This window comes from Fuscovulum sp. (genome assembly GCA_035192965.1).
In the GTDB taxonomy this organism is placed as follows: domain Bacteria; phylum Pseudomonadota; class Alphaproteobacteria; order Rhodobacterales; family Rhodobacteraceae; genus Paragemmobacter.
The window spans coordinates 1,557,198-1,583,255 of the sequence record CP136571.1 but is presented as its reverse complement, the minus strand read 5'-3'; the positions used below and the strand labels follow the sequence as shown (position 1 = coordinate 1,583,255).

Genomic DNA, 26,058 nt, shown 5'->3' with positions numbered 1-26,058 from the left:
CCCCCTTGCCCTGCCGCCCGCCCCATGCCAAAGCCCCGAAAACCCCTGCTGCGAAGGTGCGCGCGATGATCCTTTACCCCGCCATCGACCTGAAAGACGGCCAATGCGTCCGCCTCCTGCGCGGGGAAATGTCTGCCGCCACCGTCTTTGGCGACGATCCTGCCGCGCAGGCCGCCAAGTTTCAGGCGGCAGGCTGCGAATGGCTCCACCTTGTCGATCTGAACGGCGCTTTCGCCGGAACCCCCGTCAATGCCGCGGCGGTTGAGGCGATCCTCGCCCGGATCACCGTGCCCGCCCAACTCGGCGGCGGGATCCGCGACATGGCGACCATCGCGCTCTGGCTGGAAAAGGGTCTCGCCCGCGTCATCCTCGGCACCGTCGCCGTGGAAAACCCCGCCCTCGTGCGCGAGGCGGCCAAGGCCTTCCCCGGCAAGGTCGCCGTCGGCATCGACGCACGCCAAGGCCGCGTCGCCACCAAAGGCTGGGCGACCGAGACAAACGTCATGGCCACCGACCTCGCCCGCAGCTTTGAAGATGCCGGCGTCACCGCCCTCATCTACACCGATATCGACCGCGACGGCGCAATGGGCGGCCCGAACATCGAAGCGACTGAGGCACTGGCCCGCGCCGTCACCATCCCCGTCATCGCCTCGGGTGGAGTGTCCAGCATGGCAGACCTCATCGCTTTGCGCGACACCGGCATCATCGCCGGCGCCATCTCCGGCCGCGCCCTCTATGACGGCGCCATCGACCTCACCGCCGCGCTGAAGGCGCTGAAGGGCTGAAACCAACCAAACCGGAATGTGACTTGTGCGCTCATCAGCAATCAGCACATCTGCTGTTGCGCTGGGCCCCTCCAATCCTTGATCCACTCTTGCGACCCGGCTCGACGCAGGCTACCCTTCAGATTGTTGTGTTTTTTCAGTTTTGACCAACGTGGCACTTGGTCAGTAGGAGCGTGTTATGTCCATGATCGTCGTGGAAGTAGAAGGCCAGAACCAACGTATGAGTGGTTCCTACTTCAGAGGTGAAAAGCCTCAGTTCTATCCTGAAGACAAAACGCTTGAGCGCGACTATGTGATCGACCGCTTCTTCATGAAGGGGTGGGCCCCCCCGCAACCTTTCATAGATCACTCTACGCCGATCGTTGCTTTCGGATCGTGCTTCGCAAAGAACATTTCAAACTACCTTCATGCCAAAGGTTATAATGTTCTGACCAAAAAGGCCAACAAGGCTTACGTCACCTCAATGGGTGACGGCATGGTTCACACACATGCCATCCGGCAACAATTTGAATGGGCTTGGGAGAATCGTGTTCCGAAAGCAGATCTTTGGATCGGCTACAATCAGGAAGACTTCGGCTATGATGAAGAAGCAAGGCTTCAAACTAAGGAATTGTTTGATGAAGCGCGTGTGTTCATTATCACGCTCGGGCTCAGTGAAATTTGGTATGACGAAATAACAGGTGAGGTCTTCTGGCGCCAACCTCCCGAATCCAAACGCGACCCAGAGCGGCACAAGTTCCGCGTCGCATCTTACACAGAGACGCTTGAAAACCTTCGTGCGATTGTTGCGCTGATCCGCAAGTATCGACCTGAGGCCACAATCCTCTTTACAGTGTCGCCTATTCCACTCCGCGCAACCTTTCGCAATGTGTCCTGCCTTTCCGCAAACGCTGTCTCAAAGAGCATTCTGCGCGCCGCTGTAGATCAGGTTTATCGTGAGCTTGCGCATCACGATGGCAATCTGTTCTATTTCCCAAGTTATGACATCGTCATGTACGGTTTCGATAATCAATGGACCGCGGATCGACGTCATGTCTATCCCCATGTGCTCACGTTCAACATGATGACTTTCGAGCATTTCTTCTGCCTCGGCGATGTTGACGCCCAAGCCCTGCTAAAGAATTTCCGCCATGCACGTGCCTTGGACCAGAAGATTGCTCGGCTGGGGCACGAAGCTGTGGCAAAACTGAGCGGCGCTGTTAGAGAGGCACGTGTGGCCGATCGGCGACTTGCAGCTGAACAGGCGGCGGCGGCCCGCAAAGCCGCGCGGATTGCAGCACGACTTGCGGCGAGGCGAAAAGTGAACGACGGCTAACCAATGAACGCCGTGGATAGGGCAGATTGAGCCCTCTCGCATTCCTACCCCGGCCGCCAAGGCTAACTTAACCTATCTTGTTCATTGGACGACCCACCACCAACCACAGCCACAGCCCCAATCCCGCCGCCCCCGTCACCAGCGCGACAGGCACGTTCACTGCGACCCCGCCCAGCACTGCCCAGCCCGGCAATACCAGCAGCACCGTCACCACAGGGGCCAGCACAACCACGCTGCAGCGCGCCCAGGGCAACGGTGGCCCAAAACCAAAGCCTGCCCCCCGCCGCCCCAACCGCGCCATCGCCCAGACCGTTGCCCCCACCATCACCAGCCAGACCAGGCGCACCGGATCGGGCGACAGCACGCCACCGAGCATCCAAAGCGCCACCATCGCCACGGGTGCCAGCCAAAGCCACCATTTCCCCCAACGCAGCCTTGGCAACCGCGACAGCAGCCCCAACGCCACCCCGACCCCTGCGCCCGTCACCCCCAGATAGACCGCCAGCCCTGCCATTCCGGCCAGCACCTTCCCCTCCAGCGGCCAGTAAAGCCCCCAGACCGCCCCAAACACCCCTAGCGCCGCCATGCCCGCCACCTGCCGCCACACCGGCCCCCGCGCCAGCGCCATCCCACCGCCCAGCACCGCCAGCCCACTGATCAGCGCGTGCCAGGCCAGCGGCGTCCAGACCAGTTGCGCGGGAAGGGCTTCATACATCGTCCCCACGACCGCGCCCTCGATCTGAAACCCCAACAGCGCCCCGCCCAGAAAGGCCGCCCGCCATCCCTCCAGCCCCGACCAGATCACCGCCGAAAGGGCCGCTCCTGCCGCCACGGAATAGGCCGCCCAGGTCAAGGCCAGATCGACGAGGCGCAGGTCGGGGGCGGGCGTCGTCCAGAACAGGTTCTCCCCCGCCCAGACCGCGATCCACCCCAGACAGAGCGCCGCCAGACCATAGCCCACTCCTTCGCGCATCACGCCGCCCCCTCGCTACCCACTGGCCCTTTCTGCCGTCCACGGCTAGAAGGCCGCAAGCTTCTTGGTGACGCCATGCTGAAAACCCGCATCATCCCCTGCCTCGACGTGGCCGATGGCCGCGTGGTCAAGGGCGTGAACTTCGTCGATCTGCGCGATGCCGGCGACCCGGTCGAGGCCGCCCGCGCCTATGATGCGGCCGGCGCGGATGAGCTGTGCTTTCTCGACATTCACGCCACGCATGAAAACCGTGGCACGATGTTCGACCTCGTCACCCGGACGGCGGAACAATGCTTCATGCCGCTGACCGTGGGTGGCGGCGTCCGCACGCCCGACGATGTCCGCGCGCTGCTGCTGGCAGGGGCTGACAAGGTCAGCTTCAATTCCGCCGCCGTGGCCGACCCCGATGTCGTGGCGCGGGCCGCCGATCGGTTTGGCAGCCAGTGCATCGTCGTGGCCATTGACGCCAAGACTGTGGCACCGGGAAAATGGGAAATCTTCACCCATGGCGGCCGCAAACCCACCGGCATCGACGCGGTGGATTTCGCCCGCACTGTCGCGGCGAAAGGCGCAGGGGAAATCCTGCTCACCAGCATGGACCGCGACGGCACGCGGGCAGGTTTCAACCTGCCGCTGACCCGCGCCATCGTCGATGCCGTGGGTATCCCGGTCATCGCATCCGGCGGCGTCGGCACGCTGGACCATCTTGTTGAAGGTGTCACCGTCGGCGGCGCTTCCGCCGTCCTTGCCGCCTCTATCTTTCACTTCGGCGATTACACCATCCGGCAGGCCAAGGATCACATGGCCGCCGCCGGTATTCCGATGAGGCTTTCATGACCGCCCTCACCCGCCTCGCCGCGACCATCGCCGCCCGCAAGGGGGCCGATCCCGAAACAAGCTGGACCGCAAAACTGCTGTCCAAAGGCCCCGAGAAATGCGCCGAGAAATTCGGCGAAGAGGCTGTCGAGGCCATCATCGAGGCGGTCAAAGGCGACCGCGACCGCCTCACCTCCGAGGCAGCCGATGTGCTCTATCACCTCCTCGTCATGCTCGCTGCCCGCGACGTGACGCTGGATGAGGTTCTGGCCGAGCTTGACCGCCGCGAGGGCGTTTCAGGGATCACAGAGAAAGCCACCCGCCGCTAAGCCCAAAAGTTTTCCAGAAAACTTTTGGGCGGTTTCCGCCAAAATCTTTCACGGAAAGATTTTGGCGCGGACGGGCGAAAATCCTTCCTGAAGGATTTTCGCCGCTACGGAACCGCCGGGCGGATAAAGATCACATCCCCAATCTTGGAATCTCGATCGCCGGGCAACGGTCCATCACGGCTGTCACGCCCGCTGCTTCCGCCCGCGCCGCCGCCGCTGCATCCACCACGCCCAACTGCATCCATACGGCCTTCAGCCCCGGCAGCACCGCCAGCGCCTCATCCACCACCGCGCCCGCTTCTTCACTGCGGCGAAAGATGTCCACCATATCCACCGTATCCCCGATTTCGGCCAGCGAGGCGCGGACCGTCTCGCCCAGCGCGATCTGCCCCGCCTGCCCCGGATTGACCGGGATCACCCGATACCCCTGCGCCTTCAGGAAAGCCGCCACCCGGTGGCTGGGCCGGTCCGGCTTCGGCGACCAGCCGACAAGGGCAATGGTGCGCGTTTCGGTCAGCACGCGGCGGATCGTGGCGTCATCGGTCATGGCTCACCCCAAAAGAAAAAGGCGCCCGGGCCTCTGCGGCCGGGCGCCAAGTCGCGGAACGAGGGACAGTGAATGAGAGGCGGGTGTTCCGTTCCCGCTTCCTGCTATGTGACATAGAAGCCGCGTTTGGCATTTGAAGTTCCGTTCCCGCAAATGTGATCCGGTCACAGACGCCAAGCCCGCTCAGCGCTGCGCCGCCGCGTAAAGCCCCACTGCCGCCGCATTGGACACGTTCAGCGATCCGAACCCACCGGCAAAAGGCACGCGGGCGATCACGTCGCAGGTCTCGCGCGTCTTGTCGCGCAGCCCCGGCCCCTCGGCCCCCAGCACCAGCCCGACCGGGCGATTGCCCAGACCCGCCATCGCCTCGGCCAGAGTGACCGTACCATCGCCGTCGAGCCCCACCAGCACATAGCCCATGGATTTCAGCTCAACCATCGCATCGGCCAGGTTCGTCACCCGCAGATAGGGCTGACGCTCCAGCGCACCGCTCGCCGTCTTGGCAAGCGCCCCCGTCTCAGGCGCGGAATGGTGGCGCGGCGCGATCACCGCCCGCGCGCCGAACACCTCGGCAGACCGCAGCACGGCGCCCACATTATGCGGGTCCGTCACCCGGTCCAGCAGCACGACCAAGGGCGAACCCGCCCCCGAAATCGCCACATCTGCCAGCTTGCCCCAGTTCAGCGGCCGCGCCTCCAGCGCCGCCCCCTGATGGACCGACCCTTCGTCGATGGGCACGTCGAACCGGCGCGGATCCACCACCTCGGGTTCCATCCCGCTGGTCGCGATCGCCTCTTCCAGCCGGTCAAAGGCGTTCTTCGTTACCACCAGCCGCAGCTTTTCCCGCGCCGGATTGACCAGCGCGTCGCGCACGGCATGGATGCCGAACAGCCAGACCGTTTCTTTGGCCTCGGCCCGCTTGCCGCGTTCCTTGTCGATCACCCAGGTGGGTTTCTTGCTTCCCGGCTTCATCGCCACACCTCATGCATTTCCCCATCCATGGCCCCGGATCGCCCCCCGATGCAAGCCACATTTCCCCGCTTTTGCGCCCCCTACTTTTGCAACTTGACGCCCCTCCCCCCCTCGGCTATCCCCCGCATCGCGTCGGGCGACGTGCTGCAAGGTGCGGCAGCGGACTGTAACTCCGCCGGGGAGACCCATGCCTGGTTCGATTCCAGGGTCGCCCACCATCCTTTCCTCTGCTAAAGGATGGGGACCATGACAAAAGACGCTTCCTTCCGCTTCACCCATGCCATCACCCGCCGCCCTGCCGCGTCGATCATCGACGGGCTGCGCGCCGTCGATACTGGCAGCCCCGATCTCACTACGATGCAGGCGCACCACGCAGCCTATATCGCCGCCCTTCGCGCCACTGGCGCGACGGTGGTGGAACTCCCCGCGCTGGACGCCTTCCCCGATTCCGTCTTCGTCGAAGACACCGCCCTTTGCCTGCCGCAAGGCGCGATCATCATGCGCCCCGGCGCGCCGACGCGCCTTGGTGAAGCGGCCGAGATGGAACCCCATCTCCGCGCCCTCTACACCAGCATCGAACGGATCGAAGGCCCAGGCACCATCGAAGGCGGCGATATCCTTGTGACGGGTCGCGAAATCCTTGTGGGCCAATCGGCCCGCACCGATGCCGCCGGCATTGCGGAACTGCGCGCCATCACCACCCGTTGGGGCCACGCCCTGCGTGAGGTTCACACCCCCCCCGGCGTGCTGCATTTCAAGACCGACTGCTCGCTTCTGGATGCCGATACGATCCTGTCCACCGAACGCCTCTCCGCCTCAGGCTGCTTTGATGGCTACAAGATCATCCACACCGCCCCCGGCGAGGAAGCCGCCGCCAACACCATCCGCTTCAACGATGTGGTGCTGATGCCCGCAGGCTTTCCCGGCACAAAGGCCCGCATCGAACAGGCAGGCTTCACCGTGGTGGAAATCGGCAATTCTGAATGTGCGAAACTCGACGGCGGCATGTCCTGCCTGTCGCTCCGCTTCACCCCATCCTGAACCCATCCCGGGCCCGTCACCAGTGTCTGTGTTCAACATCCTCTGCATCGGCCAATCCGGACGGCTTCAGTATGAAGCCATCCTCCTTGCCGCCTCGCTGCGCGCACAATCCCCCGGCTTTCAGGGCCGCCTGCTGATCGCCACCCCGCGCCCAGGCCCGCTCTGGCCCGGCCAGAACCCGCAGCTTACCGATCCCGCCACCCTCGCCCTTCTCGCGGAACTCGGGGCCGAGGTCATCCCCTTCGACAGCCGCGCCTTCGGGGCCGCCTACCCCCATGGCAACAAGATCGAGGCGCTGGGTCAGATCCCCGACGAACCGTTCCTGTTCCTGGACACTGACACGATCATCACCGGTGATCTCTCCACCCTGACCCCCGATTTTGCCAAACCTTCCGCATCCATGAAGCGCGAGGGGACATGGCCGCAGATCGAGCTTTACGGCCCCGGCTACACTGCCATCTGGCAAAGCCTCTACACCCGCTTCGGGCTGGACTTCGCCTCCAGCCTCGACACCACCCAGCCCGATGAATACTGGCAGCGCTACCTCTATTTCAATGCAGGCTGGTTCCTGCACGAAAGCCCCCGCCGCTTTGGCGAATTGTTCCTGAAATATGCGTCCGAGATTGCCGCCAACCCCGGCCCCGCGCTGGCCTGCCAGCCTCTCAACCCCTGGCTCGATCAGGTGGCCTTGCCCTTGGTGATCCATGCGCTTGGCGGTGGCCGCCCCGGCCCGGAACTGGCAGGGCTGGACGGCACGCTTACCTGCCATTGGCGCATCCTGCCGCTGTTTTTCGCCCGCGAAAGCGATCGTGCGGTCGCGGTCATGGAACAGGTTGCCGCTGACCCGCGCGTCGAACGCGTGCTGCGCCACTACGCCCCGTTCAAGAAAATGCTTTATCGCGGCGAAGGTCAGCAGGTCCGCGCCCTGTTCGACCGTGCAGACCTGCCCCGCAAGGAACAGGCCATCCGCAACGCCATCAAGCGCGCGGGGTTGTGGACGCGGTAGACGCCACTCAGCGGTCCCACGGCGGCGGTCAAGGGCCGAACCGTCACAGTTCCAGCATCACCACCGGCCAAAGCGACGCCACCAGCAGCCCCGCCATCGTCCAGTTGAACACCCGCAGCCGCCCCGGCGCCTCCAGCCACCGCCGCAGCCCCTGCCCCGCCGCCGCCCAAACGGAAACCGACGGCAGGTTCACCAGCGCAAACACCCCCGCCACCGCCGCATAGGCTCCGACCGAAGGCTCCGGCACATAGGCCGCCACGGCGCCCAGCGCCATGGCCCATGCCTTGGGGTTCACCCATTGAAACGCCGCCGCCTGCAAGAACGTCATCGGTCGCCCCCCGGCCTTCCCCTCGCCCGGCGCACCAGAGCGGGCAATCTTCCATGCCAGCCACAGCATGTAGGCCACCGCCGCGACCTTCAGCACCGTCAGCGCCCATGGCACCGCCACAAACACCCCGGCCACCCCCAGCCCCACCAGAAACACCATCACCGAATGGCCGACCGAGATTCCGATCATATGCGGCACCGTCCGCCGCAGCCCGAAATTCACACCTGACGCCAACAGCATCATGTTGTTCGGCCCCGGCGTGACCGAGGTGACAAAGGCAAAGCCCAGCAGAGCAAGGAAAAGATCATGGGTCATGGCACAACTCCTAACACCCGAACCGCGCTTGAGGATTGCAAATTCAGCGTCAGACACGCATTATTCACAACAAATGACGAAGATTGATGACATAAACGCCCGCATATTGCGAGAACTGCGCCGTGATGGCCGGATCAGCAACCTGATCCTGGCCGAACGCGTCGGCCTCTCCCCCTCCGCCTGCCTGCGCCGCGTCCAGGAAATGGAACGCTCCGGCCTGATCAAGGGCTACCGCGCCGTGCTTGATCCCGCCCAGCTTGGCATCGGCTTTACGGCCTATGTGACTGTGGGCCTGAACACCCACACCAAGGCCAGCCAAGAGGCGTTTGAACGCGCCGTCGCCCGCGCCCCGCAGGTTACCGAATGCCACAACATCACCGGCACGGTGGAATATCTGCTGCGCGTCGAATGTGCCGACCTTGCGGCCTACAAGCATTGGCACACCGATGTGCTGGGCACCCTGCCGCAGGTGCAATCCATCACAACCTTTGTCGTGATGGGCAGCCCCAAGGACGACCGCGCCTGAACGCAAGGGTCTGGTAACCTCCGCGCCGGATTCTAGACGCTGCCGCAGCCCGCCGCCGGACAGGAGCCAGTTCCCTATTGTGCAACCACGCACCCTTAACCACGATTCTGCGCCACGCCCTGCGCAAATTTGTATGCACGTTTTGCTGCACAGCCATCTGCACAGGAAGCTGCACGCCGAAATCCACGCATCCAATTGAAATTAATGGGAAAACACCCCATCCATCGTCGGAAACCCCTTCACCTCAATCGGATTCCCCGCCGGGTCGCGAAAGAACATCGTCCATTGCTCCCCCGGTTCGCCCTCGAATCGCACTTGTGGCTCCAGCACAAAATCCACCCCCGCCGCCCGCAGCCGCCCCGCCAGCTGCTGCCACTCGGGCAGATGCAGCACCAACCCGAAATGCGGCATCGGCACCATCTTCTCGCCCACCCGTCCGGTCGCGGCATTGGCAAAGGGCGCGCCCAGATGCAGGCTCAGTTGATGGCCAAAGAAATCGAAATCCACCCAGGTCGGCGCTGACCGCCCCTCGGCACAGCCCAGCACCCCGCCATAAAAGCCCCGCGCCGCCTCAAGATCATCGACATGGATCGCCAGATGAAAGGGCGTCAGCATGGTCTTTCCTCCCGTCATTCCCCGTTGTCAGAGATTATCTTTCCCCCCGCCCCCGGCAAGGCGCAAAAGCGCATTCGCCAAACCCTTGAAAAACGGGCGAATCCTCTCTTCTTCCTTGGCCCCCTTCACAGCCCGCCCCCCATCCCCTAACCTCCGCGCATCTTATTCCTTGGGAGGGGATCGCCATGTCAGAAGACCGCAAACTCGCTTTTGAGACGCTCCAGATTCACGCCGGCGCCGAGCCGGACCCCGCCACGGGCGCGCGGCAGGTGCCGATCTACCAGACCACCGCCTATGTCTTCCGCGACGCCGACCACGCGGCGAAACTCTTCAACCTGCAAGAGGTGGGCTATATCTACTCCCGCCTGACCAACCCCACCGTCTCGGCGCTGGCCAACCGGGTCTGCGCGCTGGAAGGCGGGGCCGGGGCGATCTGCTGCTCTTCGGGCCATGCCGCACAGATCATGGCGCTGTTCCCGCTGATGGGGCCGGGTCTGAACATCATCGCCTCCACCCGCCTGTACGGCGGCACGATGACCCAGTTCAGCCAGACCATCAAACGCTTCGGCTGGTCGGCCAAGTTCGTCGATTTCGACGATCTCGCCGCGCTTGAGGCCGCAGTGGACGACAACACCCGCGCCATCTTCTGCGAATCCATCGCCAATCCGGGCGGCTACATCACCGACCTCGATGCCGTGGCCAAGGTGGCCGACAAGGTCGGTTTGCCGCTCATCGTCGACAACACCTCTGCCACCCCCTACCTCTGCCGCCCCATCGAACATGGCGCGACCTTGGTGGTCCATTCCGCCACCAAATACCTCACCGGCAACGGCACGGTGACGGGCGGCGTGGTGGTGGATTCCGGCAAATTCGACTGGACCAAATCCGGCAAATTCCCCTCTCTGTCTGAACCCGAACCCGCCTATCACGGGTTGGCCTTCCACCCGGCGCTGGGGGCCATGGCCTTCACCTTCCACTCCATCGCCGTGGGCCTGCGCGACCTTGGCATGACGATGAACCCGCAAGGCGCGCATTACACGCTGATGGGGATCGAAACCCTGTCGCTGCGGATGGATCGGCACGTCGAGAACGCCCGCAAGGTGGCCGAATGGCTGGAGAAAGACCCCCGCATCGACTATGTCACCTATGCGGGCCTGCCGTCTTCGCCCTACAACCACCGCGTCGCGCGCATCTGCCCAAAGGGGGCGGGGGCGCTGTTCACCTTCGCGGTCAAGGGCGGCTATGACGCCTGCGTCAAGCTGATCGACAATGTGAAACTGTTCAGCCACGTCGCCAACCTTGGCGATACCCGGTCGCTGATCATCCATTCGGCCAGCACCACTCACCGGCAACTGACGGAAGAACAGCAGATCAAATCCGGTGCCGCGCCGAATGTGGTGCGTGTCTCCATCGGCATCGAACATGCCGATGACATCATCGCCGATCTCGATCAGGCACTGGCCAAGGCAACGGCCTGATCCCCAACAAAAAAGGGGCGCCCTCGGCGCCCCTTTCCACCCGTGCCCCCCGATCAGGGCTGCACTATCTCCCAGGTGATGGTGACATTCGCCGTCACCCCAACCTCGCCACCCGCCACAGGCACCGGCGCATCGGCCATTGCGGCCTCCATCCGATACATCGGCATCGGGGATGACATCCCAGCCTCGCTGATCGACACGATCTTCCCAAGGCTTGCCCCCGCCGCACCCACCAGCAGCTCGGCCCGCGCCTTGGCCTTGGCCACAGCCGTCTTGCGCGCTTCATCCATCGCCGGGTCCGGCTCTGCCAGCCCGAAACTGATCCCGTTCAGCGTATTGGCCCCATCCGTGATCGCCGCATCCAGCACACCACCCAGCTTGGCAATGTCGCGTACCCGGATCGACAGAATGTTCGACGCGACATATCCCTGAATGACCGGCATTGAACTGCCATCAGTGTTCGACCAGTTGGGGTTCAGGTTCAGCGTCGATGTCTGAATGTCCCGATCCTCCACCCCCGCCGCCTTCACACGCTCCAGCACGGCCGTCAGCGCCTCGGCATTGGCCGCCATCGCCGCCGCCGCCGTATCGCCCTGCGTCGTCACACCCAGGCTGACCGTGGCCAGATCGGGGGCCGATGTCACCACGCCCTCACCTGTCACGGTAATGGTGGCGGGGGCGACATGGTCATCGGCCAAGGCCATGGTCGGGGCCAGACCCGGCACCATCAGCGCCGTGGAAAGCAGAACTGCCGAAAGAACGCGCATGGGAAAAACTCCTGTTAGGCGACCCTTGCCTTTTCCACCCGCCACCCTTCTGCGGCAAGTCAGATAACTGTGTAGTCTCCTTCCCTTCGGCAAAAACCTGCTGTAGGACGTTACGCACTCCCGCCTTGCATTCCCGCTGTCCCGGAAGCTGTGCTAGACCCGCCCCATGAAGCCGAACTTTGCCCTGAACTTCACCGATGACAGCATCACGCTGCTGCACCGCACAAAGCGTGGCTGGGCAGAGGTGGGACGCACGGCATTTGATGTCGATGATCTGCCCGCCGCGATGGCCGACCTCAAGGCCAAGGCCGAAGGTTTGGCCCCGGGCGGCATCACGACCAAGCTCGTCATTCCCAATTCGCAGATCAAGTATCTGACAATCGCCGCCCCCGGCCCCGACGCCGACAGCCGCAAGGCGCAGATCGTTGCCGGGCTTGAGGGTCAAACCCCCTATGACGTGGTCGATCTGGTCTGGGATCACACCGGTACCGGCGACAGCGCGCAGGTGGCCGTTCTGGCGCGCGAGACGCTGGACGAAGCCGAAGGCTTCGCCGCCGCCAACGGCTTCAACCCGGTCTCCTTTGTCGCCATCCCGCTGGATGCCAGCTTCGGCACGGAACCGTTCTTCGGGCAGACCAGCTTTTCGCAATCGGTCCTGAAGGATGGCCAGAAGGTCGACCGCGACGCCGATCCGATCCGGCTGCCGGACGCCGAACCCGCGCCGCAGCCGGAACCCGATCCGGCCCCGCAGCCCGAACCGGAGCCCCTTCCCGAACCCGAACCGCTGCCGATCCCGGAACCGCTGCCAGAACCTGCACCGGATGTCGTGCCGCAGCCGCTGCCCGAACCAGACCCGGTCCCCGCGCCGGAAGATCTGCCGCTGTCCGACCCGATGCCGGAACCCGAACCCGCCGGCATCCCGGGCGGTATCGATGAAAACCCCGATCCCTTCCCGATGGAATTGCCGCCCCTGCCGAATGATTTCGGCACGGACCGCCCCTCGACATCCCCCGCCGCATCCTTCGCGGATGAACTTGCCTTGGCCACCCAAGCCGCCGCAAAGTCCGAAGCGCCCGTCGATCCGGCCGCCATTGCCGCAACACTCAGCGCGGGCGATCCGCCCGCCACCGCATCGGTTCTGGACAACTCCATCCCCGATCTGGACGAAGCGCCGATGGCAATTGACGTCGGCGACGATCTCGCCGATGCGCCCACCGGGGCCAAAGCCGAACGCCGCCTGATTATCGACCCGTCGGTCGAGGATGATCTGCCGCCCATGCCGTCGGGCGCGGCGCTGTCGGCCTATGCCAGCCGCCCGCTGACCGGCGACGCACCGCCCCGCCCGGCCCCCACCGTGGCCGAGGCAGACCGCCCCGCCCCGCGCGGCGGCGCAAAGCCCGTGGCGGACAAGCCCGCCACTTCGCGCCCGGTGCCGAAGTTCAGCTATGAAACACCGGGCGAAAAGCCCCCGACCCCCGCCGCCAAAGCGCTGCGCGGCGTGACTTCGCTGGTCACCGCGCCCTCCATTCCCGGCGGGCGCAAGGCCAAGGTCTCGCCTCCTGCAACGGCGGCAAGCAATGCCGTGGCCAGTGCCGCCGCCGCTGCTGCCGGGGCCACGCCCAAAGGCAGTGATCCCGCCCGCCGTCCTGCCGGGCTGGGCAGCCGCCCCATGCCCGTACGCGGCAAACCCCGCCATCTGGGCCTGATCCTGACCGGCATCCTGCTGATCATGCTCGCCCTCGCGGCGGGATTGTCGTCTTTCTACGTCAGCTGGACGCAAGACGAACAAGCCACACCTGTCGAAACCGCCGCCGCCCCGGAAGCCGCAGCACCTAACGCCGCCGATCTGCCCGCCCCGGAAGACGAGATGCTGGCGGATCTGCAAGACCCTGCCGATCTTGCCCCCGAAACCCCGGTCGCGGAGGCCACCCCCGAAACGGCCCCCGCCGATGGCGTGGTGATGACGGCCGAAGATCCCAACGCCGCCCCCGCCGCCGAGGCGACGCCCGAACCCGCTCCCGCCACGGTGATCGCGGGTGATCCCGCCCCCGCCAATGCCCCGGCGAATGAGGCGCAGGACGAGATTTTCCTGTCTGGCTCCGACACGCCCCCGGCCCCGGTGGATGCCGCAGCCCTCCCTGCGCCCACGGCACGCGCCGATGCCGCCCCACTGCCGCAGCAGCCACCCCCTCCCTTCGGCACGGTCTATCAGTTCGATGAGAACGGCCTTATCCGGCCCACGCCCGAAGGGATCGCCACCCCCGAGGGTGTTTTGCTTTTCGCAGGCTCCCCCGCCCTTCTGCCGCCCAGCCGGCCAGAGGCCATCACCGCTGCTGCTCGCGCCGCCGAACAGGCTGCAGCACCGGCGATTGCACCGGGTACGACAGAGCCTGCCGCCACCGCCGCAGAACCCGCGGTGATCGTTCCGTCAGACCCGGCGCTTGCCGATGCGCGCCCGCTGCCGCGTCCGGCCGATCTGGCACCCGCCCCGGCGGAAACCGCTGGCGATGATGGTGCATCACTCGGCCCTGAACTCGATCCGCGCATCGCAACCATTCGTCCTGCCGTCCGGCCGGAAAGCATTGTCGCCGCCGCCGTGGCCGCAGGGGCCATCGCCCCCACAACGGCCAGCGCGAATGGCAGCCTCGCCCTCATCGCGCCCGAAGGCACGGTCACCCCGATTGGCCTTACCATTTCGCGCCGCCCTGCCGCACGCCCCGGCGACATGACCCGCGCAGTCGAAGCCGCCGTCGCCGCCGCGATCCGCCAGCCCGAACCCGAGCCGCCCTCGGCCGAGGTCACGCCGGAAACGGAAGAAGAACCCGAACTCGCCGCCGCCACCGCGCCGCGCATCCCCTCTAGCGCGAATGTCGCCAAACAGGCGACCATCCGCAACGCCATCAACCTGCGCGACATGAACCTGATCGGCGTCTACGGCACGTCATCCCAGCGCTATGCGCTGGTGCGCAACCCGAATGGCCGTTACGTCAAGGTCGAGGTGGGCGACCGTCTGGATGGTGGCCGCGTTGCCGCCATCACCGCGTCGGAACTGCGCTATGAAAAGCGCGGTCGCATGGTGGTTCTGGCCCTTCCGAACAGCTGATCCTACCGGCAGCCAAAGCCGGTTGCAGCCGGTCCGTGGTTCGGATCATGATATCGCGATACATGGCCCGGAACGGGCTGCACAAGGGGCGGTATGGAAGGGTTCCTTCTCGAAGCCAGCATCTATCTTGGCGCGGCGATCCTCGTCGTGCCCCTTGCGATGCGCCTTGGCCTTGGATCAGTGCTCGGCTACCTCGCCGCCGGGATTCTGGTCGGTCCGGTCTTTGGCATCGCCGGGGCGGAAACCGCCGATCTTCAGCATTTTGCCGAATTCGGCGTGGTGTTGATGCTGTTCCTGATCGGTCTGGAACTGGAACCCCGCACGTTGTGGGATATGCGTGACCGGCTGATCGGTCTGGGCGGCGCGCAGGTGGTGCTTACGACCACGGCCATCGCGCTTCTGGCCTATACACTGGGCTTTGCCTGGCAGGTCGCGCTGACCTTCGGGCTGATCCTGTCGCTGTCGTCCACCGCCATCGTCCTGCAAACGTTGAATGAAAAGGCGCTGATGCGCACCGCCGGGGGGCGGGCCTCCTTCTCGGTCCTGCTGACACAGGATATCGCCGTCATCCCGATGCTGGCCTTCCTGCCATTGCTGGCGCTTCCCGCCATCCTTGGCCCCACTGCCGACCTCTACGGTATCACAAACAGCGCCGAAGAGGCCGCCCATGGGGCAGAGAACGCAGCAGAGCCGCTCTTGACGCTGGTCGAGCAGCTTCCCGGTTGGGCCACCACCCTGCTCACCCTCGCCATCGTGGGCAGCATAGTGCTTGCCGGAAACTTCCTGTCGCGCCCCGTCTTTCGCTTTGTCCACGCCGCCCGTCTGCCGGAAATGTCGACCTTCTTTTCGCTGCTGATCGTGCTGGGCATCGCCTTTCTGATGATGCTGGTGGGCCTGTCCCCCGCCCTTGGCACCTTTGTCGCCGGGGTGGTGCTGGCCAACTCGGAATTCCGCCACCAGATCGAGGCCGATATCAAACCCTTCAAGGGCCTTCTCCTTGGCCTGTTCTTCATGACCGTCGGCATCGGCATCGACACACGGCAACTTTTCGGTCAGCCCGTCACTATCCTGTCGCTGACCCTTGGCCTGATCGCGGTCAAGGCAGCGGTGCTCTATTGCCTTGCGGTTTTGTTTAAACTCCGCGGGCATGACCGCTGGCTCTTCACCTTGGGCCTTGCCCAAGCAGGCGAATTTGGCTTCGTGCTGATCGGCTTTGCCCGCCAGCAGGGTATCTTGTCGCTCAATCAGGGGCAGGTAGCGCTTCTGGTGGTCAGCCTGTCCATGCTTCTGACCCCGGCGCTGTTCATCGCCTATGAACGGCTGGCCAGCCGCATGCGCGCCCGCACCCCCGACCGCGCGCCAGACCTGATTGATGAAAAGGGCCGCGTCATCATCGCGGGCATCGGCCGCTTTGGTCAGGTGGTGAACCGGCTTGTCCGCATGTCAGGGCTGTCCACCGTCGTGCTGGATTCCGACATGGCCACGATTGAAACCATGCGCCGCTTTGGCGTGAAGGGCTTTTTCGGCGATCCGTCCAACCCCGCCCTGTTAGATGCCGCCGGGTTGGCCGAGGCGGCCATTCTGGTGGTCGCCGTCGACAGCCGCGAAAACACCAACCGGATCGTGCGCTACGCCCGCAGCCAGCGCCCCGATCTTCACATCGTCGCCCGCGCCCGTGACCGGGTGCATGTGTATGAACTCTATCAGGCCGGGGCCAATGACATTGTCCGCGAAACCTTTGACAGCTCCATCCGCGCGGGGCGCTATGTGCTGGAAAACATGGGGTTCACGGAATACGAGGCGGCGAAACTGTCGCAGACCTATTTCAAGGTGGATCGCGCCGCGATGCGCGATCTGGCCAGCCTATGGGTTCCGGGCCAACCCGTGCATCTGAACGATGCCTATGTCGAACGGGCCAAGCAGCTTGATCGCGATCTGGAAACCGCCCTGATCGACGAGCTTTATGAAACCCGCCCGATGGAGGGCGAGGATGTCCCCGCCCCCTTTACCGAAGTGGCGGAGGAAGACGCCCTCGCCGATCCTGCACCGCGATCAGAATCCGTCTAGGCCCCCGACACGCCCGCTTCAGCAAATGTCGCCATGCCCGAATGGCAGGCCAGCGCGCCCTTCACCACGCCCAGCGCCAGCGCCGCGCCGGACCCTTCGCCAAGCCGCAGCCCAAGGTTCAGCAGCGGCTCTTTGCCCAAAGCCGCAAGCAGCCGCCCATGCCCGCCCTCGGCGCTGACATGCCCGGCGACGCAATGGTCCAGCGCTCCCGGCACCGCCCGCTCCAGCACCGCAGCTGATGCCGTGCAGATAAACCCGTCCAGCACCACGGGAACCCGTTCCACCCGCGCCCGCGCGATGGCCCCGGCCATGGCCGCCAGTTCCCGCCCGCCTAGGCACCGCAGCACCTCCAGCGGGTCACCCAGCGCCGCTGCGTGCAGCGCCAGCCCCCGCGCCACGGCATCGGCCTTGCGCGCCAGTCCGGCATCATCCACGCCTGTTCCCCGGCCCACCCATCCGGCAGGATCGCCGCCGAACAGGGCCGCGGCCAGCGCTGCCGCCGATGTGGTGTTGCCAATCCCCATCTCGCCCGTCACCAGCACATCAGCCGCCTGGTCGACCGCCGCCCAGCCACAGCCCAGCGCCGCCACCACCTCAGCCTCGCTCATCGCGGGGCCTGTGGTGAAATCCACCGTGGGGCGGTCCAGATCCAGCGCGTGAACGGCCATTTCTGCCCCAAAGGCCCGGCTCAATTGGTTGATCGCTGCCCCACCATGGCGGAAGTTTGCCACCATCTGCACGGTCACCTCGGCCGGAAAGGCCGAAATCCCCTGCGCCACAACCCCATGATTCCCTGCAAATATCAGAACCTGCGGCCGGTCGCAGCGCGGCTTTTCCTCGCCATGCCAGCCTGCAAACCAGATGGCCAGATCCTCCAGCCGCCCCAAAGCCCCCGGCGGTTTGGTCAATTGACCGTTGCGCGCAATGGCCGCGTCACGCGCGGTGGCATCAGGCGCGGGCATGTCTGCCAACAGGGCACGGAACTGGGACAGGGAGGAAAAGGGAATGGGCATCAATCGCTCTTTCATTGCAGGTCACGCATCAAGTGGCTACCGAAGGGCGCGGCCCTTGGCCAGACGGGAAAGGACATAGCAATGACCAACCGCGACAATGCGCCCCTGATCCGCGCGGATCTGATCTCGGCCTTCGGCCTGCTGACCCGTTTGCCGCTGCCATCCGGTCCGGTCACCCCGTCACCGCGTGCGGCCTGGGCTTGGCCGGTGGTTGGCGCCAGCATCGGCGCCCTTGCTGCCGCGGCGGCCAGCGTGGCATTGGCACTATCAATGCCAGCAGGCGTGGCGGCCGCGATTGCGCTTGCCACAGCAGCCTTGCTGACCGGCGGTCTGCATGAAGACGGACTTGCCGACACCGCCGATGGCCTGTTCGGCGGCTGGACGCGCGAAAGACGGCTGGAGATCATGAAGGACAGCCGCATCGGTAGTTATGGCATGCTTGCCCTGCTGCTCGTCACGCTGATGCGCTGGTCGGCCGTTGTGGCCCTCATCGCGGCGGGGCAGCACTGGGCAGGCCTGATTGCCGCCGGTGCCCTGTCGCGCGCGCCGATGGCGGTGCTGATCGCCACCCTGCCCAATGCGCGCGGTGCGGGCCTGTCGCACAGCACCGGCACCCCCCCGACAGGCGCGGTCACCGCCGCGCTGCTCATCGCGGCCACGTTTGCCTTGCTCTGCACCGGCCTTGGCCTGCTTGGCATGGCCGCCCTTGTTGCGGTCACGACCTTTGCCCTCGCCCATCTTGCCCGCGCCCGCATCGGCGGCCAGACGGGTGATATCCTTGGCGCGGCGCAGCAACTGGCCGAAGCGGCGGCGCTTGCCATGGCAGCCGCCCATTTTACCTGAACCTTTCACCTTGGCCCAAATACCCAAGCCCGGCCGCCAAAAAGGCACAGCGGCCGCATCAAGGCGGTGGGGGGGCACGGGGGCAATGGCCCAACTACTGTGCCAAAACAAAGGGCCACGCGGTTGCCCGCATGGCCCCTGAATAGCTTGGAAACAGTGGATCAGGCCGCGCGGCTGACCAGAACGTCGTCCACCTTCTTCTGCGCCCCGGCCTCGTCGACGCCGGACACGGCGGCGACTTCGCGGGTCAGGCGTTCCAGCGCAGCTTCATACAGCTGACGCTCGGAATAGCTCTGCTCGCGCTGGTCGTCGGTGCGATAGAGGTCGCGCACGACTTCGGCGATCGACAACAGGTCGCCCGAGTTGATCTTCTGTTCATATTCCTGCGCGCGGCGCGACCACATGGCGCGTTTCACGCGGGCCTTGCCCTTCAGCGTATCCAGCGCCTTGGTCACGATGTCAGGCGAGGACAGCTGACGCATCCCGATTTCGGTCGCCTTATGCGTCGGAACGCGCAGGGTCATCTTGTCCTTCTCGAACGAGATCACGAACAGCTCCAAATGGAGCCCAGCGATTTCCTGTTCTTCGATAGATATGATCCGGCCTACGCCATGCGCAGGGTAGACAACGAATTCGTTGGGGCGGAATTCGGGCTTCTTGGTCTTGGTCATTCAGACGAATCCTCGATGGGACGACCTGCCTCATGCGACAAAAAGATGGGCCGGGCCAAAGAGGGCCGCGGCGATCCGTTCCAATTGTCACAGAAAGACCCCGCTCAGGCGAGCAGCTCTGAGCCAGGCATCAGGCTTCCGTGTGGTTTGTAACGAATTCTATACCACAGAATCGCCCTGATTCCAACATCGGCGAAGGGGGGATCAGCGCGCAAATACCCGCAATTCGGGCAAAAACTCGGCGCTATGCCGAATCGGCAAGCCCGGTCTTCCGAATCGGAATGCCTGATCAGGGCCGTTTCCGGCTCAGTTCCCTTCGCCCGGCGCTTCCGAGAAATACTTCTCCAGCTTGCCGGTTTCGCCATCACGGGCCTCGGCCTCGGGGAGAGGGTCCTTCTTGACTGTGATCACCGGCCACATTTCCGAGTATTTGCGGTTAAAGGTGACCCAGGCATCCATATCCGGTTCCGTATCCGGGCGGATCGCATCGGCGGGGCATTCCGGTTCGCAGACGCCGCAATCGATGCATTCATCCGGATGGATGACCAGCATGTTCTCGCCTTCGTAGAAGCAGTCCACCGGGCAGACTTCCACGCAATCGGTGTATTTACAGGCGATGCAGTTGTCGATCACGACATAGGTCACGGCGGTCTCCTAAAATCCCGGAAGTCTGACTAGTTTGCTTTTCCGGATCATTCAAGCGGCTCCGGATCATCCCCAGATCCGTCAAGGTCAAGATAGAGCGTCTGCGCCTCAGGGGCAGGCCCCCGGCGCAGGCCCAATGCCAGAATTTTCACCAGCCGGATGCGCGCGCCTTGCGGAAAGGTGAGCACATCGCCCGCCGCGACCCCTGCCCCCGGTTTGCGGGTGGGTTGGCCGTTGATCCGCAAGTGGCCGCTTTCCGCCACCTCGGCGGCGAGGGCGCGGCTCTTGAAGAACCGCGCCTGCCACAGCCATTTGTCCAGCCGAAGCGTTTCCCGCTCCGACCCGCCCCGTGCCCCGATACGCTGCGCGCCGGGGCCTGCCAAATCAGGACTTGGTCTTCAATGCGGCCAGAACCGCAAAGGGATTGTCCGGATCGATGGGTTTTTCGGCCCGCGGCGGGCGTGCCTCAAAGGCCTTGGCCCCGCCCGGCTTGTTGCCATCGCGCCGTTCTGGCTTGCCGCCCTTGCCCTTGTTGCCACCCTTGAACCCACCTTCGCGGCGTTCGCCCTGCGGACGATCACCTTGCGGGCGGTCACCTTGGGGCCGATCGCCCTGCGGGCGGTCGCCTTTCGGACGGTCGCCCCCCTCGGCCCGTTTCGGCCGATCCCCGCCCTGCGGCCGTTCGGTACGGTTCGGGCGGTCGCCCCCGCGTTCAGGCCGCTGGAAGCGCGGCTTGGGGGCCCAACTGAAGCTGTAATAGGTTTCCATCTCGACCGGCGCCGGTTCGGCATCGGCATCAGCAACAGGCGCGGGCGGCGGTTCGACCGGCGGCGGAGACAACACGGATTCGCCTTCGGGAATCGGCGCCGTGGATACCGGCGCATCCGGCAGCGCGACAGGTTCGGCCACCTTGACCTTTACCCGTTCCGCTTTTTCCGCCTTGTAGCCAAGGCCCGTCATCAGATCGGCGAACTGTTCCAGCGTCATGCCGGTGATCGACAGCATGTCAGGCGTGGCTTCGAACCCGGCGCGGCTGTCCTTGGCGCGCAGCAGATCGGCCAACCGTTCCAGCATGTCGATGCGGATCGCCCGCGTCCCGGCCGGGTGATAGCCCGAGAGCGTGTAATGCTGCTTTGGCACTTCGGCGATGTTGGGGATCGTCACCAGACCCGGCGGCGGGCTTTCGGGGAATTCGTCCAGCCCATTGGCCAGCGACCACAGCACCAGCCGCAGCCGCGTGGGTGCAGGCTTCAGCAGAACAGGGAGGAATACTGTAAACTGACCGAAGCGGACGCCATGTTTGCGCAGCGCGCCACGGGCTTCCTGATCCAGTTGCTTGACCTCTTCGGCCACCGCCTCGCGCGGGAGCACGCCCAGGCCTTCGACAAGGCGGAAGGCAAAGCCGCGGGCAAGACCCGTCAGCGCCTCATCCCGGCTCATGGCGGCCAGTGGCTCGAACAGGGCGGCGATCTTGCGATCAATGAAATGTTGTAGGCGGCGCTTCACCTTTTCTGCGACGTCCGGCCCGGCCTCTTCGTCCACGAACCCCTCGACCGAGGGGCGCAGCGCTTCGGCGCCTTTCACCAGCTTGCCGACAGCCGTGGTTCCCCACATCAGCCCGCCTTGTTCGGTGAAATCCATTTCCGTATCCGGCGCGTTGTAGAACCGGTCCGCCCGCAGATGGAACTCTGGCCGCAGCGCCTGCACCGCGGCCTGCCGCAGCGTGCGCGCCTCATCGGGCGAGGCAGAGGCGTCTTGCCGGAAGCGGAACCCCTCCAACTTGCCGACGAACTCGCCTTCAACCATCACTTCGCCCTTGTCATTCACCTCGGCCACGAGGGTCTCCTTCTGCTTCAACCGGCGAAGCAGAACGCTGGTCCGCCGGTCAACAAATCGCTGCGTCAAACGCGCGTGCAGCGCATCTGACAGGCGGTCTTCTACAGCGCGAGTCTCGTCGCGCCAATGGCTTTCATCTTCGCACCAGCCGGAACGCTGCGCCACGTAGGTCCAAGTGCGGATATAGGCCAGCCGTTTGGAGATGGCGTCGATATCGCCATCGGCCTTGTCGATGCGGGCAACGGCGGTTGCAAGCCAATCCGACGGCACCCGACCGGACTTTAGAAAATCAAAAATCCGCGCCAGAAGCGACGCATGTTCCATGGTCGAGGATGACCGGAAATCGGGCACACGGCAGACATCCCATAGAAGGCGCACGTCTTGCGGGGATTTCACCCTGTCGCGCACTTCGGGCATTTCCGACAGGGTTTTCAGCGCGACCACGTCATCCGCATCGCGCGCCCGTGTCAGCCATTCGTTTGAGGTGGGCATCTCAAGCGACCGAACCAGCCGTTCCACGGTGCCGAATTCCAACCCCGCATTGCGCCAGTGCAGCTTTTTCACTGGCGAAAAGCGATGGTTTTCGATGGCGTCGATCATCTCTTCATCGAGCGGCCGCGCTTCGCCCGTGATGCCGAAGGTGCCATTTTCGGTATGCCGCCCGGCGCGACCGGCGATCTGCGCCAGTTCCTGCGGGAACAAGGCCCGCATCCGCCGCCCATCGAACTTGGCGGTAGAGGAAAAGGCGACATGCCGGATATCGAGGTTCAGGCCCATGCCGATGGCATCGGTTGCCACCAGATAATCCACATCGCCATTCTGATAGAGCGCCACCTGCGCATTGCGCGTGCGGGGCGAAAGCGCCCCCATGACCACCGCGCAGCCGCCCTTTTGTCGGCGGATCAGTTCGGCGATGGCATAGACGTTTTCAACAGAAAAACCCACGATTGCGCTGCGTGGGGGCATCCGGCTGATCTTTTTCGAACCTGACCAGGTCAGCGTCGACAGCCGGTCGCGTTTCGTGAAACTTACTCCCGGCACCAGCGCGGCAATCGCGCCGCGCATCGTGTCGGACCCCAGAAAGAGGGTCTCATGCAGGCCCCGCGCGCGCAGCAGGCGATCGGTGAAAACATGGCCGCGTTCAGGATCGGCGCAGAGCTGAATCTCGTCCACGGCCACGAAATCAGCCCCGATTTCCAGCGGCATCGCCTCGACCGTGCAGACCCAATACTGGGTGCGGTCGGGGACGATGCGTTCTTCGCCGGTCACCAGCGCCACGACCGATGGGCCGCGTTGGGCGACGATACGGTCATAGACCTCGCGCGCCAAAAGGCGGAGTGGCAGGCCGATCACGCCTGTTCGATGCGCCAGCATCCGTTCGATCGCGTAATGGGTCTTGCCGGTGTTCGTCGGTCCGAGAACCGCCGTAACCCGTCCGGTCATGGCCATGATCTTGCTGCCTTACAGGTCTTGCCCGGCGGTATCCGTTTCCAGACGTTTCACCGACTCGATTACCCCCTCAAGATGGGGATGTATAGCCAAGGCAGCCTTATAGGCCTCAAGCGCCTTTTCGGGTTGTTCGAGTTGTTCGAAGATCATCCCCAATCCGGACAACGCCCCGAAATGGCGCGGGTTTAGCGTCAATGTGCGGGCGATATCGTTCACCGACGGGCCAAGATCGCCCACTGTGAAATAAGCGGTTGCCCGCGCATTCCAGCCTTCGGCGAAATCGGGGGCGTGGTCTGTCAGGGCGGTGAAATGTTCGATGGCCGCAGCGGCATCGCCCGCCTCCATGGCATCGCGACCGCGCTGAAGCAGCAAGTCCATGGCAGGCGAGCCAGATTTGGACCATTCGTTCCAGATCTCGCGTTCGATCCGCGCAGCACCCTGCGCGTCGCTGTCTTTCAATTCCTGATACAACTCGTCCAGCGCAGGGGTTTGCGCGGCCAACTGGGCGGTGGCGCAGAAAAGCAGCACAAGTGCCGCAACGACATGATTGTGTAACCGGCGAAGCGCTTCCATAACCCGAAGGTAACGCAACCGCGCAGAAAGACCAGCCTTGTGCGGTCACGACCAAGCGATGGAGATGATGAATGAGCGAAGTGATTGACGCCGCAGTAACGGCCCTGACCGCCAAACTGAATGGCGGGTTTGACGGTGTGGCAAAATTCGTGATTCCCGGCGAAGGGGCGATCATGATGGATGCCAACGGGGTGCGCGCCGGGGATGAAGAGGCGGATGTGACGCTGACCGCCTCGACCGAGACGTTTCAGGCGATTCTGGCGGGCGATATGAACCCGACGATGGCCTTCATGACGGGCAAGCTGTCGGTCGACGGGTCGATGGGCCTTGCGATGAAGCTGGGTTCCGTTCTGTCGTGATGACTGCCGCCCCGTTCTTTGCCGACCTCGCCGATGGCCCCGAGGGCGGGCGGGCGGTCTGGGCGGAAACGCCGGATCGCGTGCGCGTGCGGATCGCGATTTGGGCGGGCGGGGAACGGGGGACGGTCCTGCTGCTGCCGGGCCGAACGGAATATGTTGAAAAATATGGCCGCACCGCCCGCGATCTGCTGGCGCGCGGTTATGCGACGGTTGCGATCGACTGGCGCGGCCAAGGGTTGGCGCAGCGCGCGCTGCCGGATCGGTTGGTGGGCCATGTCGGTGATTTCGACGAATACCAACGCGACGTGGACACGCTGATTGCGGTCGCGCAGTCGGAAGGATTGCCCCGTCCCTATTACCTGCTGGGGCATTCGATGGGGGGCTGTATCGGGCTGCGCGCGTTGATGCGCGGGGCGCCGGTGAATGCGGCGGTGTTTTCCGCGCCGATGTGGGGCATCAGCATGGCGGCATGGATGCGCCCGGTGGCGCATGTGGTATCCGCCTTGGCGCGACCCTTCGGGCAGGCGCATCGCTTTGCGCCAGGCACGAATGACAAGACTTATATTGCCACCGCCACCTTTCAGGGCAACGTGCTGACCACCGATCCCGACATGTGGGAGTATATGCACCACCAGATAAGGACCGAGCCTGATCTTGCGCTGGGTGGGCCTAGCCTTGGCTGGCTGCGGGCGGCGCTGCGGGAATGTGGGGCGTTGGCGGCGATGCCATCGCCCAAGGTTCCCTGCATCACGGCGCTGGGAACGGCCGAAAAGGTGGTGGACCTGGCCCCGATCCATCTGCGTATGGCGGCTTGGTCGGGGGGGCGGCTGGACATCTATCCGGGCGCTGAACATGAGGTGCCTATGGAACTGCCCGTGCATCGGGGCCGGTTCCTGGATGAGGCGGCAAAGCTGTTCGCGGCCCATCGGTAAGCCCGCGAAGGGCCTTTCAGATATTGATCTGGCTGAACCCGTCGCGCAGGGCGCGGCTCCAGGCTTCGGACATGGCGCGGAACTGTTCATCCCCCGCTTCGATCCGGCGGGTATAGGAGACCTGACAGGCATCCTTTTCGATGACGCAAAGATCCAGCGGCATTCCCACGGAAAGATTTGATCTTAAAGTCGAATCCATGGATAGAAGCACCGCCTTTTGTGCGTCTGCCAGCGAGGTGGATCGTTTCACCACCCGGTCGAGGATCGGCTTGCCGTATTTGTGTTCGCCGATCTGAAGGAAGGGCGTGTCTTCGGTCGCTTCGATGAAATTGCCTTCGGGATAGATGAGGAACATCCGCATCGCCCCGCCGCGCCGCTGGCCTGCCACGATCATCGACGCGGTGACGCCCTGCATGGCCGAGATCTTTTCGTCGATGTCTTCGCGCACCCGGGCCAGCATGTTGCCGATGATTTCGGCCACCTTCAGCATGGTGGGGGCCTTCATGATCGACTGGGTTTCATCTGATTCGGGGTCTTCGATCGCTTCGCGCAGGCGCGCGATGGTGGTTTGCGTGACTGACAGGCTGCCTGCCGTCATGATGGCAATCACCCGTTCGCCGCGTTCTTCATATAGAAACATCTTGCGATAGGTGGATATGTTATCGAGCCCCGCATTGGTGCGGGTGTCGGACAACAGCACAATGCCGTCATTGAGCATGAGGCCCACGCAATAGGTCATGATCTCTCCTTGATG

The 26,058-nt window shown here is 64.3% G+C and carries 26 protein-coding genes and 1 tRNA gene; 14 read left to right on the top strand and 13 right to left on the bottom strand.

The window, feature by feature from the left end:
- The first annotated feature begins 65 nt into the window (after positions 1–65).
- Both hisA and RSE12_07795 read left to right on the top strand, forming a co-directional pair.
- Positions 66–785, top strand: a complete 720-nt coding sequence (gene hisA / locus RSE12_07800; GenBank protein ID WRH64226.1) for a 1-(5-phosphoribosyl)-5-[(5-phosphoribosylamino)methylideneamino]imidazole-4-carboxamide isomerase — start codon at positions 66–68, stop codon at positions 783–785.
- Positions 786–963: 178 nt separating this feature from the next.
- Positions 964–2,100, top strand: a complete 1,137-nt coding sequence (locus RSE12_07795) for a GSCFA domain-containing protein (GenBank protein ID WRH64225.1) — start codon at positions 964–966, stop codon at positions 2,098–2,100.
- A 67-nt stretch (positions 2,101–2,167) separates the two neighbouring features.
- Here RSE12_07795 and RSE12_07790 read toward each other — a convergent pair whose 3' ends face one another.
- Positions 2,168–3,073, bottom strand: coding sequence for a hypothetical protein (locus tag RSE12_07790; GenBank protein ID WRH64224.1), 906 nt, complete (start codon positions 3,071–3,073; stop codon positions 2,168–2,170).
- Between the two features lie 75 nt (positions 3,074–3,148).
- On the opposite strand from RSE12_07790, the gene hisF reads away from it, so the two are divergent.
- Both hisF and RSE12_07780 read left to right on the top strand, forming a co-directional pair.
- Entirely contained in the window at positions 3,149–3,910 is a 762-nt protein-coding gene (gene hisF / locus RSE12_07785) for an imidazole glycerol phosphate synthase subunit HisF (protein WRH64223.1), read from the top strand.
- Positions 3,907–4,218 carry a phosphoribosyl-ATP diphosphatase gene (locus RSE12_07780; GenBank protein WRH64222.1) on the top strand — a complete coding sequence of 104 codons (312 nt, stop codon included), beginning with the start codon at positions 3,907–3,909 and terminating at the stop codon, positions 4,216–4,218. Before hisF ends, RSE12_07780 begins: the two co-directional genes overlap by 4 nt.
- Positions 4,219–4,348: 130 nt before the next feature.
- Here RSE12_07780 and RSE12_07775 read toward each other — a convergent pair whose 3' ends face one another.
- Entirely contained in the window at positions 4,349–4,765 is a 417-nt protein-coding gene (locus tag RSE12_07775) for a CoA-binding protein (GenBank protein ID WRH64221.1), read from the bottom strand.
- A 183-nt stretch (positions 4,766–4,948) separates the two neighbouring features.
- Positions 4,949–5,737 (bottom strand): 23S rRNA (guanosine(2251)-2'-O)-methyltransferase RlmB, encoded by a 789-nt coding sequence (rlmB, locus tag RSE12_07770; GenBank protein ID WRH64220.1) that lies wholly within the window; start codon positions 5,735–5,737, stop codon positions 4,949–4,951.
- Between the two features lie 134 nt (positions 5,738–5,871).
- Here rlmB and RSE12_07765 point away from each other — a divergent pair.
- The 3 genes from RSE12_07765 to RSE12_07755 all read left to right on the top strand — a co-directional run bounded on the left by RSE12_07765 (position 5,872) and on the right by RSE12_07755 (position 7,784).
- Positions 5,872–5,955 (top strand) — tRNA-Tyr (locus tag RSE12_07765).
- 28 nt (positions 5,956–5,983) lie between these two features.
- On the top strand, positions 5,984–6,778 hold the full coding sequence (locus RSE12_07760) for an arginine deiminase family protein (GenBank protein WRH64219.1): 795 nt from the start codon (positions 5,984–5,986) through the stop codon (positions 6,776–6,778).
- 22 nt (positions 6,779–6,800) lie between these two features.
- Positions 6,801–7,784 (top strand): hypothetical protein, encoded by a 984-nt coding sequence (locus tag RSE12_07755; protein WRH64218.1) that lies wholly within the window; start codon positions 6,801–6,803, stop codon positions 7,782–7,784.
- Between the two features lie 43 nt (positions 7,785–7,827).
- On the opposite strand, the gene RSE12_07750 is transcribed toward RSE12_07755, so the two are convergent.
- Positions 7,828–8,427, bottom strand: coding sequence for a LysE family translocator (locus tag RSE12_07750; protein WRH64217.1), 600 nt, complete (start codon positions 8,425–8,427; stop codon positions 7,828–7,830).
- 73 nt (positions 8,428–8,500) lie between these two features.
- Here RSE12_07750 and RSE12_07745 point away from each other — a divergent pair, with 73 nt between their 5' ends.
- Positions 8,501–8,953 carry an Lrp/AsnC family transcriptional regulator gene (locus tag RSE12_07745; GenBank protein ID WRH64216.1) on the top strand — a complete coding sequence of 151 codons (453 nt, stop codon included), beginning with the start codon at positions 8,501–8,503 and terminating at the stop codon, positions 8,951–8,953.
- Positions 8,954–9,154: 201 nt separating this feature from the next.
- Here the strand turns inward: RSE12_07745 and RSE12_07740 are convergent, their stop codons facing one another.
- Complete coding sequence (locus RSE12_07740; protein WRH64215.1) at positions 9,155–9,568, bottom strand: VOC family protein; 414 nt, start codon at positions 9,566–9,568, stop codon at positions 9,155–9,157.
- A 185-nt stretch (positions 9,569–9,753) separates the two neighbouring features.
- Between RSE12_07740 and RSE12_07735 the strand changes: the two genes are divergently transcribed.
- On the top strand, positions 9,754–11,046 hold the full coding sequence (locus RSE12_07735; protein WRH64214.1) for an O-acetylhomoserine aminocarboxypropyltransferase/cysteine synthase family protein: 1,293 nt from the start codon (positions 9,754–9,756) through the stop codon (positions 11,044–11,046).
- A 53-nt stretch (positions 11,047–11,099) separates the two neighbouring features.
- On the opposite strand, the gene RSE12_07730 is transcribed toward RSE12_07735, so the two are convergent.
- Complete coding sequence (locus tag RSE12_07730; protein ID WRH64213.1) at positions 11,100–11,813, bottom strand: SIMPL domain-containing protein; 714 nt, start codon at positions 11,811–11,813, stop codon at positions 11,100–11,102.
- A 166-nt stretch (positions 11,814–11,979) separates the two neighbouring features.
- Here RSE12_07730 and RSE12_07725 point away from each other — a divergent pair, with 166 nt between their 5' ends.
- A complete protein-coding gene (locus RSE12_07725; protein WRH64212.1) occupies positions 11,980–14,916 on the top strand; it encodes a translation initiation factor 2 in 2,937 nt (978 codons plus the stop codon).
- 93 nt (positions 14,917–15,009) lie between these two features.
- Positions 15,010–16,983, top strand: coding sequence for a cation:proton antiporter (locus RSE12_07720; protein WRH64211.1), 1,974 nt, complete (start codon positions 15,010–15,012; stop codon positions 16,981–16,983).
- Here RSE12_07720 and cobT read toward each other — a convergent pair.
- On the bottom strand, positions 16,980–17,996 hold the full coding sequence (gene cobT / locus RSE12_07715) for a nicotinate-nucleotide--dimethylbenzimidazole phosphoribosyltransferase (protein ID WRH64210.1): 1,017 nt from the start codon (positions 17,994–17,996) through the stop codon (positions 16,980–16,982). The genes RSE12_07720 and cobT overlap by 4 nt on opposite strands.
- A gap of 81 nt (positions 17,997–18,077) precedes the next feature.
- On the opposite strand from cobT, the gene cobS reads away from it, so the two are divergent.
- Positions 18,078–18,839 (top strand): adenosylcobinamide-GDP ribazoletransferase, encoded by a 762-nt coding sequence (gene cobS / locus RSE12_07710; protein ID WRH64209.1) that lies wholly within the window; start codon positions 18,078–18,080, stop codon positions 18,837–18,839.
- Positions 18,840–19,000: 161 nt separating this feature from the next.
- On the opposite strand, the gene RSE12_07705 is transcribed toward cobS, so the two are convergent.
- From RSE12_07705 to RSE12_07685, 5 genes are all read right to left on the bottom strand, one after another.
- Positions 19,001–19,510, bottom strand: coding sequence for a CarD family transcriptional regulator (locus RSE12_07705; GenBank protein WRH64208.1), 510 nt, complete (start codon positions 19,508–19,510; stop codon positions 19,001–19,003).
- A 306-nt stretch (positions 19,511–19,816) separates the two neighbouring features.
- Complete coding sequence (locus RSE12_07700; GenBank protein WRH64207.1) at positions 19,817–20,155, bottom strand: ferredoxin family protein; 339 nt, start codon at positions 20,153–20,155, stop codon at positions 19,817–19,819.
- A 47-nt stretch (positions 20,156–20,202) separates the two neighbouring features.
- Positions 20,203–20,538 (bottom strand): RNA-binding S4 domain-containing protein, encoded by a 336-nt coding sequence (locus RSE12_07695; GenBank protein ID WRH64206.1) that lies wholly within the window; start codon positions 20,536–20,538, stop codon positions 20,203–20,205.
- A gap of 1 nt (position 20,539) precedes the next feature.
- Entirely contained in the window at positions 20,540–23,440 is a 2,901-nt protein-coding gene (locus tag RSE12_07690) for a helicase-related protein (GenBank protein ID WRH64205.1), read from the bottom strand.
- 12 nt (positions 23,441–23,452) lie between these two features.
- Positions 23,453–24,013 (bottom strand): tetratricopeptide repeat protein, encoded by a 561-nt coding sequence (locus RSE12_07685; protein ID WRH64204.1) that lies wholly within the window; start codon positions 24,011–24,013, stop codon positions 23,453–23,455.
- Between the two features lie 71 nt (positions 24,014–24,084).
- Here RSE12_07685 and RSE12_07680 point away from each other — a divergent pair, with 71 nt between their 5' ends.
- Both RSE12_07680 and RSE12_07675 read left to right on the top strand, forming a co-directional pair.
- Positions 24,085–24,372, top strand: coding sequence for an SCP2 sterol-binding domain-containing protein (locus RSE12_07680; protein WRH64203.1), 288 nt, complete (start codon positions 24,085–24,087; stop codon positions 24,370–24,372).
- The gene (locus RSE12_07675; protein WRH64202.1) at positions 24,372–25,304 is read left to right on the top strand and encodes an alpha/beta hydrolase; all 933 of its coding nucleotides are present in this window, start codon (positions 24,372–24,374) and stop codon (positions 25,302–25,304) included. The genes RSE12_07680 and RSE12_07675 overlap by 1 nt, the downstream gene beginning before the upstream one ends.
- 16 nt (positions 25,305–25,320) lie before the next feature.
- Here the strand turns inward: RSE12_07675 and RSE12_07670 are convergent, their stop codons facing one another.
- Positions 25,321–26,043, bottom strand: a complete 723-nt coding sequence (locus RSE12_07670; GenBank protein ID WRH64201.1) for a peptidase — start codon at positions 26,041–26,043, stop codon at positions 25,321–25,323.
- Positions 26,044–26,058 lie beyond the last annotated feature (15 nt).

Coding starts and splice junctions, on each gene's coding strand:
- RSE12_07750 (WRH64217.1), bottom strand. CDS start 8,427: ATGACCCATGATCTTTTCCTTGCTCTGCTGGGCTTTGCCTTTGTCACC.
- RSE12_07735 (WRH64214.1), top strand. CDS start 9,754: ATGTCAGAAGACCGCAAACTCGCTTTTGAGACGCTCCAGATTCACGCC.
- RSE12_07690 (WRH64205.1), bottom strand. CDS start 23,440: ATGGCCATGACCGGACGGGTTACGGCGGTTCTCGGACCGACGAACACC.
- RSE12_07680 (WRH64203.1), top strand. CDS start 24,085: ATGAGCGAAGTGATTGACGCCGCAGTAACGGCCCTGACCGCCAAACTG.
- RSE12_07775 (WRH64221.1), bottom strand. CDS start 4,765: ATGACCGATGACGCCACGATCCGCCGCGTGCTGACCGAAACGCGCACC.
- RSE12_07725 (WRH64212.1), top strand. CDS start 11,980: ATGAAGCCGAACTTTGCCCTGAACTTCACCGATGACAGCATCACGCTG.
- RSE12_07795 (WRH64225.1), top strand. CDS start 964: ATGTCCATGATCGTCGTGGAAGTAGAAGGCCAGAACCAACGTATGAGT.
- RSE12_07675 (WRH64202.1), top strand. CDS start 24,372: ATGACTGCCGCCCCGTTCTTTGCCGACCTCGCCGATGGCCCCGAGGGC.
- hisA (WRH64226.1), top strand. CDS start 66: ATGATCCTTTACCCCGCCATCGACCTGAAAGACGGCCAATGCGTCCGC.
- hisF (WRH64223.1), top strand. CDS start 3,149: ATGCTGAAAACCCGCATCATCCCCTGCCTCGACGTGGCCGATGGCCGC.
- RSE12_07685 (WRH64204.1), bottom strand. CDS start 24,013: ATGGAAGCGCTTCGCCGGTTACACAATCATGTCGTTGCGGCACTTGTG.
- RSE12_07740 (WRH64215.1), bottom strand. CDS start 9,568: ATGCTGACGCCCTTTCATCTGGCGATCCATGTCGATGATCTTGAGGCG.
- RSE12_07670 (WRH64201.1), bottom strand. CDS start 26,043: ATGACCTATTGCGTGGGCCTCATGCTCAATGACGGCATTGTGCTGTTG.
- rlmB (WRH64220.1), bottom strand. CDS start 5,737: ATGAAGCCGGGAAGCAAGAAACCCACCTGGGTGATCGACAAGGAACGC.
- RSE12_07780 (WRH64222.1), top strand. CDS start 3,907: ATGACCGCCCTCACCCGCCTCGCCGCGACCATCGCCGCCCGCAAGGGG.
- RSE12_07730 (WRH64213.1), bottom strand. CDS start 11,813: ATGCGCGTTCTTTCGGCAGTTCTGCTTTCCACGGCGCTGATGGTGCCG.
- RSE12_07705 (WRH64208.1), bottom strand. CDS start 19,510: ATGACCAAGACCAAGAAGCCCGAATTCCGCCCCAACGAATTCGTTGTC.
- cobS (WRH64209.1), top strand. CDS start 18,078: ATGACCAACCGCGACAATGCGCCCCTGATCCGCGCGGATCTGATCTCG.
- RSE12_07720 (WRH64211.1), top strand. CDS start 15,010: ATGGAAGGGTTCCTTCTCGAAGCCAGCATCTATCTTGGCGCGGCGATC.
- RSE12_07790 (WRH64224.1), bottom strand. CDS start 3,073: ATGCGCGAAGGAGTGGGCTATGGTCTGGCGGCGCTCTGTCTGGGGTGG.
- RSE12_07760 (WRH64219.1), top strand. CDS start 5,984: ATGACAAAAGACGCTTCCTTCCGCTTCACCCATGCCATCACCCGCCGC.
- cobT (WRH64210.1), bottom strand. CDS start 17,996: ATGCCCATTCCCTTTTCCTCCCTGTCCCAGTTCCGTGCCCTGTTGGCA.
- RSE12_07745 (WRH64216.1), top strand. CDS start 8,501: ATGACGAAGATTGATGACATAAACGCCCGCATATTGCGAGAACTGCGC.